At 39.7% G+C, this 13,848-nt stretch carries 19 protein-coding genes; 10 read left to right on the top strand and 9 right to left on the bottom strand.

Features of this window, described 5'->3' with window-relative positions; all coding sequences use genetic code 11:
* The 7 genes from PAN06_RS09590 to trpA all read left to right on the top strand — a co-directional run.
* Nucleotides 1-965: chorismate-binding protein (locus PAN06_RS09590; RefSeq protein WP_269796182.1), on the top strand; the 965-nt coding region annotated here is incomplete at its 5' end.
* Complete coding sequence (locus tag PAN06_RS09585) at nt 962-1,528, top strand: aminodeoxychorismate/anthranilate synthase component II (protein ID WP_125386827.1); 567 nt, start codon at nt 962-964, stop codon at nt 1,526-1,528. The genes PAN06_RS09590 and PAN06_RS09585, both read left to right, overlap by 4 nt.
* 10 nt (nt 1,529-1,538) lie before the next feature.
* The gene (gene trpD / locus PAN06_RS09580; RefSeq protein ID WP_269796181.1) at nt 1,539-2,543 is read left to right on the top strand and encodes an anthranilate phosphoribosyltransferase; all 1,005 of its coding nucleotides are present in this window, start codon (nt 1,539-1,541) and stop codon (nt 2,541-2,543) included.
* Nucleotides 2,540-3,307, top strand: a complete 768-nt coding sequence (trpC, locus tag PAN06_RS09575; protein ID WP_070842872.1) for an indole-3-glycerol phosphate synthase TrpC — start codon at nt 2,540-2,542, stop codon at nt 3,305-3,307. Before trpD ends, trpC begins: the two co-directional genes overlap by 4 nt.
* Nucleotides 3,294-3,893, top strand: coding sequence for a phosphoribosylanthranilate isomerase (locus PAN06_RS09570; RefSeq protein WP_033688234.1), 600 nt, complete (start codon nt 3,294-3,296; stop codon nt 3,891-3,893). Before trpC ends, PAN06_RS09570 begins: the two co-directional genes overlap by 14 nt.
* Nucleotides 3,871-5,094, top strand: a complete 1,224-nt coding sequence (gene trpB, locus PAN06_RS09565; RefSeq protein ID WP_000331265.1) for a tryptophan synthase subunit beta — start codon at nt 3,871-3,873, stop codon at nt 5,092-5,094. The genes PAN06_RS09570 and trpB overlap by 23 nt, the downstream gene beginning before the upstream one ends.
* Nucleotides 5,087-5,863: a tryptophan synthase subunit alpha gene (trpA, locus tag PAN06_RS09560; RefSeq protein ID WP_084950188.1), complete on the top strand. Its 777-nt coding sequence runs from the start codon at nt 5,087-5,089 to the stop codon at nt 5,861-5,863. Before trpB ends, trpA begins: the two co-directional genes overlap by 8 nt.
* Here the strand turns inward: trpA and PAN06_RS09555 are convergent.
* Nucleotides 5,835-6,494, bottom strand: a complete 660-nt coding sequence (locus PAN06_RS09555) for an A24 family peptidase (RefSeq protein ID WP_033687247.1) — start codon at nt 6,492-6,494, stop codon at nt 5,835-5,837. The genes trpA and PAN06_RS09555 overlap by 29 nt on opposite strands.
* A 69-nt stretch (nt 6,495-6,563) precedes the next feature.
* Here PAN06_RS09555 and PAN06_RS09550 point away from each other — a divergent pair, with 69 nt between their 5' ends.
* Both PAN06_RS09550 and PAN06_RS09545 read left to right on the top strand, forming a co-directional pair.
* Nucleotides 6,564-7,019 (top strand): GNAT family N-acetyltransferase, encoded by a 456-nt coding sequence (locus tag PAN06_RS09550; protein ID WP_125416952.1) that lies wholly within the window; start codon nt 6,564-6,566, stop codon nt 7,017-7,019.
* A 72-nt stretch (nt 7,020-7,091) separates the two neighbouring features.
* Nucleotides 7,092-7,241 carry a hypothetical protein gene (locus tag PAN06_RS09545; RefSeq protein WP_260467388.1) on the top strand — a complete coding sequence of 50 codons (150 nt, stop codon included), beginning with the start codon at nt 7,092-7,094 and terminating at the stop codon, nt 7,239-7,241.
* Nucleotides 7,242-7,439: 198 nt separating this feature from the next.
* On the opposite strand, the gene PAN06_RS09540 is transcribed toward PAN06_RS09545, so the two are convergent.
* From PAN06_RS09540 to PAN06_RS09520, 5 genes are all read right to left on the bottom strand, one after another.
* Nucleotides 7,440-7,643 carry a CsbD family protein gene (locus PAN06_RS09540; RefSeq protein WP_060628708.1) on the bottom strand — a complete coding sequence of 68 codons (204 nt, stop codon included), beginning with the start codon at nt 7,641-7,643 and terminating at the stop codon, nt 7,440-7,442.
* 30 nt (nt 7,644-7,673) lie between these two features.
* On the bottom strand, nt 7,674-8,282 hold the full coding sequence (locus tag PAN06_RS09535) for an Asp23/Gls24 family envelope stress response protein (protein ID WP_000064110.1): 609 nt from the start codon (nt 8,280-8,282) through the stop codon (nt 7,674-7,676).
* 30 nt (nt 8,283-8,312) lie between these two features.
* A complete protein-coding gene (locus PAN06_RS09530) occupies nt 8,313-8,483 on the bottom strand; it encodes a DUF2273 domain-containing protein (protein ID WP_000455064.1) in 171 nt (56 codons plus the stop codon).
* Nucleotides 8,484-8,494: 11 nt separating this feature from the next.
* Nucleotides 8,495-9,067, bottom strand: coding sequence for an alkaline shock response membrane anchor protein AmaP (amaP, locus tag PAN06_RS09525; protein ID WP_020901648.1), 573 nt, complete (start codon nt 9,065-9,067; stop codon nt 8,495-8,497).
* A 78-nt stretch (nt 9,068-9,145) separates the two neighbouring features.
* Nucleotides 9,146-9,382: a GlsB/YeaQ/YmgE family stress response membrane protein gene (locus PAN06_RS09520; RefSeq protein WP_025170701.1), complete on the bottom strand. Its 237-nt coding sequence runs from the start codon at nt 9,380-9,382 to the stop codon at nt 9,146-9,148.
* A gap of 375 nt (nt 9,383-9,757) precedes the next feature.
* On the opposite strand from PAN06_RS09520, the gene mgaSpn reads away from it, so the two are divergent.
* The gene (gene mgaSpn / locus PAN06_RS09515; protein ID WP_125458244.1) at nt 9,758-11,236 is read left to right on the top strand and encodes a virulence factor transcriptional regulator MgaSpn; all 1,479 of its coding nucleotides are present in this window, start codon (nt 9,758-9,760) and stop codon (nt 11,234-11,236) included.
* A gap of 217 nt (nt 11,237-11,453) precedes the next feature.
* On the opposite strand, the gene PAN06_RS09510 is transcribed toward mgaSpn, so the two are convergent.
* The 3 genes from PAN06_RS09510 to PAN06_RS09500 form a co-directional block, all read right to left on the bottom strand.
* A complete protein-coding gene (locus tag PAN06_RS09510) occupies nt 11,454-12,329 on the bottom strand; it encodes an SDR family NAD(P)-dependent oxidoreductase (protein ID WP_125458243.1) in 876 nt (291 codons plus the stop codon).
* 1 nt (nt 12,330) lies between these two features.
* Nucleotides 12,331-13,167, bottom strand: a complete 837-nt coding sequence (locus tag PAN06_RS09505; protein ID WP_125458242.1) for an alpha/beta hydrolase — start codon at nt 13,165-13,167, stop codon at nt 12,331-12,333.
* A 13-nt stretch (nt 13,168-13,180) separates the two neighbouring features.
* Nucleotides 13,181-13,848: NADP-dependent oxidoreductase (locus PAN06_RS09500; RefSeq protein WP_269796180.1), on the bottom strand; the 668-nt coding region annotated here is incomplete at its 5' end.

Genomic DNA, 13,848 nt, shown 5'->3' with positions numbered 1-13,848 from the left:
AGAAGGAGAAAATCCATGTCATCGAGGATGCTCTCTATAGTGAGCGTAGTCAAGAAGACTTGGAAAAAGCCTTAAACCAAGTGCTTGAGGAATTACGCATTCCTGCTCCAAATGAATTTGAAGATTTGGATTTATCACCACTTGACTTCAAACCCCATATCGCTCCTCAGAAGTTTGAGGAAATGGTGGAAACAGCTCGTGACTTGATTCGTAACGGGGATATGTTCCAATGTGTACTTAGTCAACGCTTCTCAGCAGAAGTGACTGGAAATCCATTTGACTTCTACAGAAATCTCCGCGTGACTAATCCTTCTAATTACCTTTATTTCTATGATTTTGGGGATTATCAAATCATCGGTGCCAGTCCAGAAAGTTTGGTTTCTGTCAAAAATGGCATCGTGACAACCAATCCGATTGCAGGTACGCGACCAAGAGGAGCTACGGATGAAGAAGACAAGGCTTTGGCGACAGACCTGCTTTCGGATGAGAAGGAAACAGCAGAGCATCGAATGTTAGTAGACTTGGGTCGTAATGATATTGGCCGCATCTCTGAAACGGCCAGTGTCCAAGTCACTAAGTATATGGAAGTGGAGCTCTTCCGTTATGTTATGCATTTGACCAGTGTGGTCAAGGGGCGTTTGCTTCCAGAACTCACTGCCATGGATGCCTTGAAATCAACACTTCCTGCTGGAACCGTTTCTGGAGCACCAAAGATTCGAGCGATGAGACGCATCTATGAACTGGAAACAGAAAAACGTGGCGTATACGCAGGAGCAATCGGCTACTTGTCTGCGACGGGTGATATGGATTTCGCCATTGCCATCCGAACCATGATTCTCAAAAATCAAACAGCTTATGTGCAGGCTGGGGCAGGGATTGTCTACGACTCCATCGCCCAAAACGAATACCAAGAAACCATTAACAAAGCAAAATCTATGACTAGAATTGGAGAACTAAGACCATGATTTTATTGATTGACAACTATGATTCTTTTACCTATAACTTGGCCCAATACATTGGGAATTTTGCAGAAGTACAGGTCTTGAGAAATGATGATCCCAAGCTGTATGAAGAAGCTGAAAAAGCAGATGGTCTGGTCTTTTCTCCTGGTCCTGGTTGGCCAGTTGATGCTGGAAAGATGGAAGACATGATTCGTGATTTTGCTGGCAAGAAGCCGATTCTTGGGATTTGTTTGGGTCACCAAGCCATTGCAGAAGTCTTTGGTGGTAAGTTAGGTTTGGCTCCAAAAGTCATGCATGGGAAACAGAGCAATATCAGCTTTGAAGCGCCATCTGTTTTGTATCAAGGCATTGAGGATGGCCGTGCGGTCATGCGTTACCACAGTATTTTAATTGAAGAAATGCCAGAAAACTTTGAAGTGACAGCTCGTTCGACTGATGACCAAGCCATCATGGGGATTCAACACAAAACACTTCCAATTTATGGCTTCCAGTACCATCCAGAGAGCATTGGAACGCCAGATGGCTTGTCTTCTATTCGGAATTTTATCGAGAAGGTTGTAAAGTGAGGAAACTAGGATGAAAGAGATTATTGAAAAACTAGCAAAATTTGAAAATTTATCAGGTGTGGAAATGACGGATGTCATTGAGCGTATCGTAACTGGGCGTGTAACTGAAGCGCAGATTGCTTCTCTCCTTTTGGCTCTTAAGATGAAGGGGGAAACACCTGAAGAACGCACAGCCATTGCCCAAGTCATGAGAGGACATGCCCAACATATTCCAACTGAGATTCATGATGCCATGGACAACTGTGGTACAGGTGGGGACAAGTCTTTCAGCTTTAACATTTCCACAACTGCAGCCTTTGTCTTGGCTGGTGGCGGTGTTCACATGGCCAAGCATGGTAACCGCTCGATTTCTTCTAAATCTGGTTCTGCAGATGTTCTCGAAGCCTTGGGAATCAACCTGGATCTCAAACCAGCTGAACTAGGTAAGGTTTTTGATAAAACTGGCATCGTCTTTCTCTTTGCAAAAAATATGCATCCAGCTATGAAATACATCATGCCAGCTCGTTTGGAACTAGGAATTCCAACAATCATGAACTTGACTGGTCCTCTGATTCACCCAATGGCTTTGGAAACACAGCTTCTTGGTATTAGTCGTCCAGAACTTCTAGAAAGTACAGCTCAGGTTTTGAAAAATATGGGTCGCAAACGTGCCATCGTTGTTGCTGGACCAGAAGGATTGGACGAAGCTGGTTTGAATGGAACAACCAAAATTGCACTTCTTGAAAATGGCGAAATCACCTTATCAAGCTTTACTCCGGAGAATTTAGGGATGGAGCGCTACGCTATCGAAGATATTCGTGGAGGCAATGCTCAGGAAAATGCAGAAATTTTGCTCAGCGTTCTTAAAAATGAACCAAGTCCATTCTTGGAAACTACAGTTTTAAATGCTGGTCTTGGTTTCTATGCTAATGGTAAAGTAGCTAGTATCAAGGAAGGAGTTGCCTTAGCTCGTCAAGTCATTGCTGGTGGCAAGGCCTTTGAAAAACTCAGACTGTTACAGGAGTACCAAAAATGAGTCAGGAATTTTTAGCACGAATTTTGGAGCAGAAGGCGCGTGAGGTTGAGCAGATGAAGTTGGAGGAAATCCAGCCCCTGCGCCAGACCTATCGCTTGGCAGAATTTTTGAAGAATCACCAGGACCGTTTACAGGTAATTGCTGAAGTCAAGAAAGCTAGCCCTAGTCTGGGAGATATCAATCTAGATGTGGATATTGTGCAACAGGCCCAGACTTATGAAGCGAACGGAGCAGTGATGATTTCTGTTCTGACAGATGAAGTTTTCTTTAAAGGACATTTGGATTATCTACGGGAGATTTCCAGTCAGGTAGAGATTCCGACCCTCAACAAGGATTTTATCATTGATGAAAAGCAAATTATCCGCGCTCGCAATGCAGGTGCGACAGTCATCTTGCTCATTGTGGCTGCCTTGTCAGAAGAACGCCTCAAGGAACTGTATGACTACGCGACAGAGCTTGGTCTGGAAGTCTTAGTGGAGACTCACAATCTAGCTGAACTAGAAGTGGCTCACAGACTTGGTGCCCAGATTATCGGGGTCAATAACCGCAACTTGACCACCTTTGAAGTTGACTTGCAAACCAGTGTAGATTTGGCTAAACATTTCAAAGATGATTGTTTGTACATTTCTGAATCTGCTATTTTCACAGGGCAGGATGCGGAACGAGTAGCACCATACTTTAACGGAATTTTAGTAGGGACAGCTCTCATGCAGGCAGAAGATGTAGCCCAGAGAATCAAGGAGTTGCAGATTGACAAAGGTTAAAATTTGCGGATTATCTACTAAAGAAGCGGTGGAAACAGCCGTTTCAGAAGGAGCCGACTACATCGGTTTTGTCTTTGCACCTAGTAAAAGACAGGTGACCTTGGATCAGGCTGCTGAGCTGGCAAAACTTATTCCTGCAGATGTGAAAAAGGTTGGTGTATTTGTTTCACCAAGTCGGGAAGAACTGCTAGAAGTGATTGAAAAAGTTGGTTTGGACTTGGTTCAAGTTCACCGTCAGGTGGCAGATGATTTATTTGAGAATTTGCCTTGTGCCAGTATTCAGGCTGTGCAGGTGGATGGAGAGGGACATGTCCCCAATTCTCAGGCAGACTATCTACTCTTTGATGCCCCTGTGGCTGGGAGTGGCCAGACCTTTGACTGGGCTCAACTGGATACGATTGGACTAACTCAGCCTTTCTTTATCGCAGGTGGGCTTAATGAAGACAATGTAGTAAAAGCAATTCAACACTTTACTCCCTATGCAGTAGATGTATCGAGCGGAGTGGAGACAGATGGACAAAAAGATCATGAAAAGATTAGAAGATTTATAGAGAGGGTAAAGAATGGCATATCAAGAACCAAATAAAGATGGATTTTACGGAAAATTCGGTGGACGTTTCGTCCCAGAAACATTGATGACAGCAGTTTTGGAGTTGGAAAAGGCCTACCGTGAAAGTCAGGCAGATCCAAGTTTCCAAGAGGAATTAAACCAGCTCTTACGCCAGTATGTGGGGCGTGAAACTCCTCTTTACTATGCAAAAAATTTGACTCAGCATATTGGCGGAGCCAAGATTTATCTCAAACGTGAAGACCTCAACCATACAGGGGCCCACAAGATTAACAATGCCTTAGGACAAGTTTTGCTTGCCAAACGCATGGGTAAAAAGAAAATTATCGCTGAAACAGGTGCTGGTCAGCACGGTGTGGCAACTGCAACTGCTGCAGCCCTCTTTAACATGGAATGTACTATCTACATGGGTGAGGAAGATGTCAAACGCCAAGCTCTCAATGTCTTCCGCATGGAGCTTTTGGGAGCCAAGGTCGAGGCTGTGACTGATGGTTCGCGCGTGCTCAAGGATGCGGTCAATGCAGCCCTTCGTTCATGGGTGGCAAATATCGATGATACCCACTATATCCTTGGTTCTGCCTTGGGGCCTCATCCATTCCCAGAAATCGTTCGTGATTTCCAAAGTGTTATTGGTCGAGAAGCTAAACAACAGTACCGTGACTTGACAGGTCAAGATCTGCCAGATGCCCTAGTAGCTTGTGTTGGTGGTGGGTCTAATGCCATCGGTCTCTTCCATCCCTTTGTAGAAGATGAGTCAGTAGCCATGTATGGGGCTGAAGCAGCTGGACTTGGTGTGGATACAGAGCACCACGCTGCTACCTTGACCAAGGGTCGTCCGGGTGTCCTCCACGGTTCTCTTATGGATGTGCTCCAAGATGCTCATGGTCAAATTCTTGAAGCCTTCTCTATCTCAGCAGGATTGGACTATCCTGGTATCGGTCCAGAACATTCTCACTACCACGATATTAAACGTGCCAGCTATGTTCCTGTGACAGACGAGGAAGCCTTGGAAGGATTCCAGCTCTTGTCTCGTGTGGAAGGGATTATCCCAGCATTGGAATCTAGCCATGCCATTGCCTTTGCGGTGAAATTGGCCAAAGAACTCGGTCCAGACAAGTCCATGATTGTCTGTCTATCAGGTCGTGGGGACAAGGATGTGGTCCAAGTCAAAGACCGCTTGGAAGCAGATGCAGCAAAGAAGGGAGAAGCTCATGCCTAAGACACTAACAGAAAAATTAAATGCTATAAAAGCAACTGGAAAAGGAATTTTTGTTCCCTATATCATGGCTGGAGACCACGAGAAAGGTTTGGATGGTCTCGGAGAAACGATTCACTTTTTAGAAGATTTGGGTGTCTCTGCAATTGAAGTGGGCATTCCCTTTTCAGATCCTGTCGCAGATGGACCTGTTATCGAAGAAGCTGGCTTGCGCAGTTTAGCCCACGGGACCTCTACCCAGGCTTTGGTTGAAACCTTGAAAACCATTGAAACAGAGATTCCACTGGTCATTATGACCTACTTCAACCCCCTCTTTCAGTACGGTGTGGAGAACTTTGTCAAAGATTTGGCAGATACAGCGGTTAAGGGCTTGATTATTCCAGACTTGCCTCATGAGCATGCCAACTTTGTAGAACCATTTTTGGCAGATACAGATATCGCCTTGATTCCCCTAGTTAGTTTGACGACAGGGATTGAGCGCCAGAAAGAATTAATTAAAGGGGCAGAAGGATTTGTCTATGCTGTTGCCATCAATGGGGTGACAGGGAAATCTGGCAATTACCGCGCAGACTTGGACAAGCACTTGGCACAATTGCATCAAGTGGCCGATATCCCAGTCTTGACAGGTTTTGGCGTATCTAGTCAAGCCGATGTAGAACGCTTCAATGCAGTGTCAGATGGCGTTATCGTCGGTTCAAAAATCGTAAAAGCTCTCCACCAAGGAGAGCCGATTCAGGACTTTATCAAACAAGCAGTAGATTACCAAAAATAATCACACAAGTAGCGAGTAAGAGGAAAGGCACGAAAGGAAGTCTTTCCTTTTTATTTTGCAGGAGAAAGGCTAGAATTCCTGTTGCAGAAGCAAACTGAATCAAGATGAGTAATTCTGTTGCGCTAAAGACGAGAGCACAAGAAGCTAAAAAGAGAAAATCCCCTGCGCCCATGCGGATATCGATAAAATGAGCCAAAAAGCCAAGAGCAAGGAAAAAGACCATGACCAGATTCCAGCCAGAGGAAGCCATGAGGATTAGGTGGAAAGTCATCCAGACCAGTAGGGGATATTCCTGATGGCGAAAGTCGTAGATGCCCAAGGTCAAACCAGCGGTGATTAGGACGACTTGCCCCAAGGAAAGCAATTCCAAAGACCAAGCCAGAAAGAGGAGCCCTAAGCCTAGTTCAAAGAGGGCATACCAGACTGTATAAGGAGATTTGCAGTAGCGACAGCGAAAGCGATTGAGCACTTGCGAGAGAATCGGAATCAAATCTAAGGGGCGCAAGCGAGTCTGACAGGAATCGCAGTGACTAGCAGGTTGGATAATGGATTGCTCAGGAAAACGGTCAATGACCAAACCAAGAAAGGAAGCGAGAATGCTACCGACGAGAAAAAAATAAATATCAATCATACTTATCTATTCGTAAAAAATGGGAGAAGTAGTATAATGGAGAAACATAGACAAGATAGTGAGGTCAAGATGACAATTCGTTTTGAAGAAAATGTGAGCCCAGAAAACGCTCAATTCGTATGCCAATGGTCCAACTCCCTTGGCAAATCCTTTCAAGAACAATGGATGGGACCAATGATTCCTTTCCCCTTGACAATTCAAGTTTTGCAAGATTTGGAAGGAATCTTTTCAATCTTTGAAGGACAAGAGTTTGTGGGGGTTATCCAGAAAATCAGGCAAGAAGACAGTAATCTTCATATTGGAAGATTTTTTATCAATCCTCAGAAACAGGGGCAAGGCTTAGGTAGGCAGGCTTTAAGGAAATTTGTTAGTTTGGTCTTTGAAAATAGAGATATAGACAGCATCTCTCTAAATGTCTTCGAGGCAAATCAAAGAGCTCAGAATCTTTACCAAAAAGAAGGATTTGAAATCGTTCAAATAGTTGAAGAACCTGTACGAAAATACATTATGAAAAAGGGGAGATAGAAAGTAAAAATCCTTGAAATCAATCTTGACTGCGATGATGAACCTGAATCAGCCCCTCAAAAGAGACTGTATATGAATGAACGTTACCAGTGTTTAAAAACTAAAGAATATCAGGCACTTTTATCTTCCAATGGTAGACAAATTTTCGCTAAACGTAAGATTGATATGAAATCTGTCTTTGGGCAGATAAAGGTTTGTTTGGTTATAAGAGATGTCATCTGAGAGGTAAGCGCCAAGTGAGAATTGACATGGGATTCGTACTCACGGTCAACAACCTGCTGAAATATAATAAGAGAAAGAGGTGAAATTAAAAAGCTAGAGTTCCGCAATTGGAAATCTCTAGCTTTTTGTTTTCTGAGAATCATCTTGACTCAGACTCTTTTGACTAATGTTACTAAAGAGATAAAGTAACTTTTAGCCTTATTTATTGTCGCCACTCAACATGTTTTTGATACCTTCTACAGCACCTTCTACAGCGTCTTTGGCATCTTCAGCAACTTCTTTTACTTTAGAAACAACTTTTTCAGCTGCTCCTTCTTTTTCCATTTTTTCATCACCGATGACTTTCCCAACACCTTCTTTAATAGAACCTTTAGCTTGATTTAATTTTTCTTCTACTGACATGATAATTTCTCCTGTTATATTTATTTTATCTTAGTTTACACGAGTTTTTTCGTGAGATACTACACCAGTTGCTGCACCTTTAACAGCTTCTACACCTTCGCTAACTTTTTCTTGAACAGTTGAGAAACCAGATCCAAGACCAGATTTAGCTTTTTCGAATTGTTCTGAAGCGAATTCTCCTGTTGATTCAGCAACGTCAGATACGCGATCTTGAAGGCTTACTGAGTCTGCTTCATGTTGTTCTTTAGTTTTGATGTCGACAACGTTTACGTTGATTTCAACAACTTCCAAGTCAGTCATTTTAGCAACTTCTGAAGATACGATTTCTCTGATTTCTGAATATAAAGCTGGAACATTTTTTTGGTACTCAGCAATAATGTTTAAGTCAACTGCAACTTGTGTTTTACCAACTTCTACGTTAACACCACTTGTTACGTCATCGCTGTTAACGATTTTTTCTTTAAGATTTGAGAAGAAACCACCGTCGATTCCCAAAAGACCTGAAACGTTTTCTAGTGACAGACCAATGATTTTTTGGATAACTTTATCTTCGTAAGTAAGTTCCCCTTTGATTTCGTGAGCTACAGCAGTAGCATCTTTCTTTTCTACGTTAGTGTTAATGTTTTTTTCGTTTGACATATGAAACTCCTTTAATTAAATTAGTAATTTTTATTTATCTATATAGTTTTTTTCGATATATAATCCAGCTGCAACTCCCAGTGCTCCTAAAATCAATACAAATATTGTTTTGAAGAAGCCAAAGGAGATAATCAAACAAGCGAGAAATACGCCTATGAGACCTGCGATTATTGGATATCGATATTGTTTAAGCCATTCCATTTTTTACTTCCTTACTTCACACGACTAACAGTCTTTTTGTTTTGAGGTTTTGGTTTAGGCTGGTAGTCTTTTACTAGAACTTCTAGTTTAACCTGACGCTCAATACCAAAAAACTGCTTCAATCCATTAGTTATTTCATTTTGAATTAGTTGGCATCTGTCAGCGATGTTGTCCGAAGGAAGAATTTTACCTTCTACATGAACGAAACATTTATTTTTTCGTAAATTTACATGAACAGTTGGGTTCTTGATCAATCCATGATCACTCACCAAACTTCTAACAAAACCTTCGATTGCTGAATTCTTTAATTTCAATGTATCGTTTTTAGTTTCAAGTTGAATTTCCAAATAACGTTTAGGATAAAACAATACAACTAACATCGATAACAAAACTAAAGTTGATAGAGCCACTATCCCCCAGAATATATATCTAGAGAGATAAAATTCAACGAAATGATTCTGTCTCCAGCTAAATAGCTGAATGCCTAGATCACTAACTTGATGATAATCTATCAAAACAGGAAGGAAAATTGTCAAGATTAAAATACAGAAAATAATGAAACATATTTTCTTTGCTTTTGACATATACAATCCTTTCGATTTAACATTTAAACTATTTTTACCCGTCTAATCTATTTAAAAATAGTTTATTACTACAAGTAATTATTTTTTACCTGTAAAGAATGATACTACAGTAACAACAATTGCTGCTCCTGCAATAGATGGGATCAAAGCCATTCCAGCGATGGATGGGCCCCAACTACCTAAAAGGGATTGTCCTACAGATGACCCGACTAAACCAGCGAATACATTTGCGACGATTCCCATAGAAATACCTTTTTTAGTGATTCTACCTGCTACAAGTCCAATAAGACCTCCAGCAATGATTGACCACAATATTGCTTACCCTCCTTTTTTATTTTAATATCAAAAAATAAATCAATTCCTTTGATTATTGCTATTATATAATTTTGATATAAAATAATCAATTATTTTGATTATTATGTAATTTTAATATAAAAAAATCAAATTCTTTGATTGTTGCTATTATATAATTTTTAAAATTAAAAATATAATCTTTCGACTTGAATTTGATTCTGTATTTACGCCCTCAATAGACAGTAAAATAAGAAAATTGTTTATATATTGCCTCCGTAGTGTTATTATACGAAATAAAGGATCTTAGTAAAAGTCGTTACAGCATGTTATACCTATTCTTTGTGGTATAATTGCAAGAGGTTTAATCCGATAATTTATAAAGAGAGAAAGACATTCATGAGAGATTTATTATCTAAAAAAAGTCATAGGCAATTAGAATTATTAGAATTATTATTTGAACATAAACGTTGGTTTCATCGTTCTGAACTAGCAGAGTTATTAAATTGTACAGAACGTGCAGTCAAAGATGATCTATCCCATGTTAAATCTGCTTTTCCTGACTTGATTTTTCATTCTTCTACTAATGGTATACGCATTATTAATACCGATGATAGTGATATTGAAATGGTTTACCATCATTTCTTTAAGCATTCAACTCATTTTTCGATTTTAGAATACATCTTCTTTAATGAAGGTTGTCAAGCTGAGAGTATTTGTAAAGAATTTTATATCAGTTCATCTTCGCTCTATCGTATTATTAGCCAAATCAATAAAGTGATTAAAAAGCAATTTCAATTTGAAATTAGTCTGACCCCTGTTCAAATCATTGGAAATGAGAGAGACATTCGTTACTTTTTTGCACAATATTTTTCAGAAAAATATTATTTCCTAGAATGGCCATTTGAAAATTTTTCATCAGAGCCCCTATCTCAATTGTTAGAATTGGTTTATAAGGAAACAAGCTTTCCAATAAATTTATCAACGCATAGAATGCTAAAGTTGTTCCTGGTTACTAATCTATATCGAATAAAGTTTGGTCATTTTATGGAAACAGAGAAAGATTCTTTTAACGACCAAAGTTTGGATTTTTTAATGCAGGCAGAAGGAATAGAAGGTGTTGCTCAGAGTTTTGAATCAGAATACAATATCTCTTTAGATGAAGAAGTTGTTTGCCAATTATTTGTGTCTTACTTTCAAAAAATGTTTTTCATAGATGAAAGTCTCTTTATGAAAAGCGTAAAAAAGGATAGCTATGTTGAAAAATCTTACCATCTATTGAGTGATTTTATTGATCAGATTTCAGCCAAGTATCAGATTGAGATTGAAAATAGGGATAATCTGATTTGGCATCTGCATAATACCGCACATCTGTATCGTCAAGAGTTGTCCACTGAGTTTATTTTATTTGATCAAAAAGGGAATACAATCAGGAATTTTCAAAATATTTTTCCTAAATTTGTTTCAGATGTAAAAAAAGAGTTTTCTCACTATTTAGAGACTCTTGAGATTTATTCTAGTTCAATGATGGTAAATCATCTATCTTATACCTTCATCACTCATACCAAACATTTGGTGCTTAATCTACTACAAAATCAGCCAAAGCTGAAGGTTCTGGTTATGAGTAATTTTGATCAGTATCATGCGAAATCCGTTGCAGAGACACTTTCTTATTATTGCAGCAACAATTTTGAACTTGAAGTTTGGACTGAATTAGAATTATCAAAGGAATCTTTAGAAGAATCGCCTTATGATATCATCATTTCTAATTTTATTATTCCTCCGATTGAAAATAAGAGACTGATCTATTCCAATAATGTCAATACTGTCGCTCTCATCTCTTTGCTTAACGCAATGATGTTTATTCGATTAGATTAGTGAGTGAAAGAAGACTCCATCCATCTCTAGGGTAGATTCCCTTTAGATAGGTGGAGTCTTTTTGAATGATAAAAAAAGTTGAAATATAAGTGATTTTTAGAAGATACTTGGAGTGTTTTTTAAAATAATTATTTCAAAGTAGGGCAAATTATTTAGGATATAGAAAATAGATAAGTTTTGATATCATCTTTTTCTTGATAGTCGAATCATAATAAAGTTAAGATATTGTGGATTTATTTTGAAACAACTTAATTTTATCATTACAGTAATTGATTAAATCTCGAGCTTTCTCAAAAGTATAGCCTTTTTCAGAAACTGTTTTGACAGTTTTATCATCAAAATAGTAGCCAGTCAAACCAGTGACTTCTTCTGAAAATGTAAGATAGTAGCCTGTTTCAATTCCCTCGTCTAGATTTTTGGAAAATGACTTCATCAAGCGTCCGAAGAGAGACTTTTTCGTCTTTTCATCACTGGAATCATTCCCTAAGTTGGTTGAAATCAAGCCTGGATGGTAGGCATTGATGGTGATGCTTGAACCTCTTAAAAAGAAGTCTCTTGCCAGGTAGCGTGTCATCCAAATAGTGTAAAGCTTGGAGTTATTATAGGCTAATCTGGGATTATAGTTGTTCTCAAATCCAAAGTCCAAATTCTTGATCTTGGCAAAATGATGCATATAGGAAGAAGTATTAATGACACGGCAGTCAGACGCTTTTTCTAACAAGGGACTTAGCTCAGTTGTTAAAATATAGGGAACCAGAACAGATAGCATAAAGGTCAACTCGACATTTTCAGTACTCGCTTTTCGTTCTTTTCCAGCATACAGTCCTGCATTGTTAAATAAGACATCGATACGTTGAAAGTCTCGCTTGATTTCCTCTACAAATCGATAAATATCGTCTAATTCGGAAAAATCTGCAAGGTAGCTAGAAACTCTGCCTCTCAAGGAAACTGCCCGAACCTCTTGAAGCGCCAGCTCAAGTTTTTGAGGATTGCGACCATGGAGGATGACATGATGGCCTTCACTAGCCAATTTCTTTGCCAAATGTTTACCGATACCGTCAGTAGCACCTGTAATCAGAATCGTTTTGACCATATTAGTACTCCAAGAAAGCAATGAGTTCTTTTGAAAATTCGTCTGCATATTGGAAAATCGAACCGTGGCTAGCATTTGGATAGATGATCAGCTTACTATTTTCGATTTTTGCATGCATATCGTAAGAATTTTCCGTTGGAACCTGCATATCCTTATCCCCGTTGACGATTAAGGTTGGTTGGGTGATAAATTTTAGGTCGTCTTGAGAATCTTTCCCCCAACGTTTGATAGCTTTGAGTTGAGTTAGGAATCCTGATACGTTCATGTCTTTATCCGCAAATTTCTCTGTTCTCATCCCCATTCGTCCTAGGACTTTCAAAGCTTCAATTTTCCCTTGTTCATCATGATTATAGAAGATATAGCGTTTAGGATCGATGCGCTCGAGTCCAGCTTTAAACATAAAACTAAAAGTTTTCCCAGTTACCTTATCGACCTCTTTTCCGCCTCGAGGTCCTGTTCCAGCCAAGATTAAACGATTGACTAGAGTAGGATTTATTCGGATGATTTCTTGGGCAATCATACCTCCCATAGAAAGGCCAAGGAGATTGATTTTATCGTAACCAAGCACTTTTACAAAGTCAATTGTCTGCTTAGCCATTCCAGGAATTGTCGAAGCAACTTTGCCTTGACTGGCTCCAACACCAGGAAGATCAACTGCAATGACATGGTGCTTTTCAGCAATCAAGTCCAAGAGTTTAGGGTCCCAGTTATCGAGAGTCGCTGCTAAATGGACCAGCATCAGAAGAGGTAAATTTGATTTGCCTTTACTAAGTTCGCGATAAGCGATTTTGTTCCCGTCGACTGTGATGTATTGATTTTTTCTAGTAAGATATGACATTGTGTTTTCCTTTTTATTTCTTAAAGCTGAGGACTGTTTTTCCATGTGAGCGACCATTAGCGACCTTGTCTAAGGCGCTATTTACCTCTTCAAATGGATAAACCGTATCGATAGAAGGTTTGATTTCTAATTTGCTAAAAAGGTCAGCTATCTCTTGTAATTGAGCGCCATTGCTTTCTACAAAGATAAAATGGTAGTGGATGCCATATTTTTCCGCCATTTTATCAAATTTGCGACCTGCTAAGCCGAGAATAATCTGTTTCCACTTTGGTAGATTCATGCGTTTGGCAAAGGCACCGTTTGGCATGGCACGAAGTGAAACAAGATGACCACCTTTTTTCATGATAGACATTTGTTTCTCAGTTTCAGCTCCACCGAGAGTATCGAGAACATAATCCACCTGGCTAACAGTTTTTGTATAATCCTCTGTTTTGTAATCAATAAAGCGATCTGCTCCTAGTTTCAAGACACGCTCTGCACTATCTCCAGAACCGTTGGTAATGACCTTCAAAACTTTGGCCTTGGCAATCGGAATGGCCATGCCACCGACACCTCCAGTACCACCAGAAATAAAGATCGTTTTCCCAGCTTGAGCGCCCATGAGGTCAAGAGCCTGCATAATGGTCAAGGCAGTAAGAGGAACAGCAGCAGCTTCCTCGTCTGATAGATAGTCTGGAACCT

Source organism: Streptococcus sp. SM3 (genome assembly GCF_027497875.1).
This window is presented reverse-complemented; position numbering and strand designations above follow the sequence as displayed.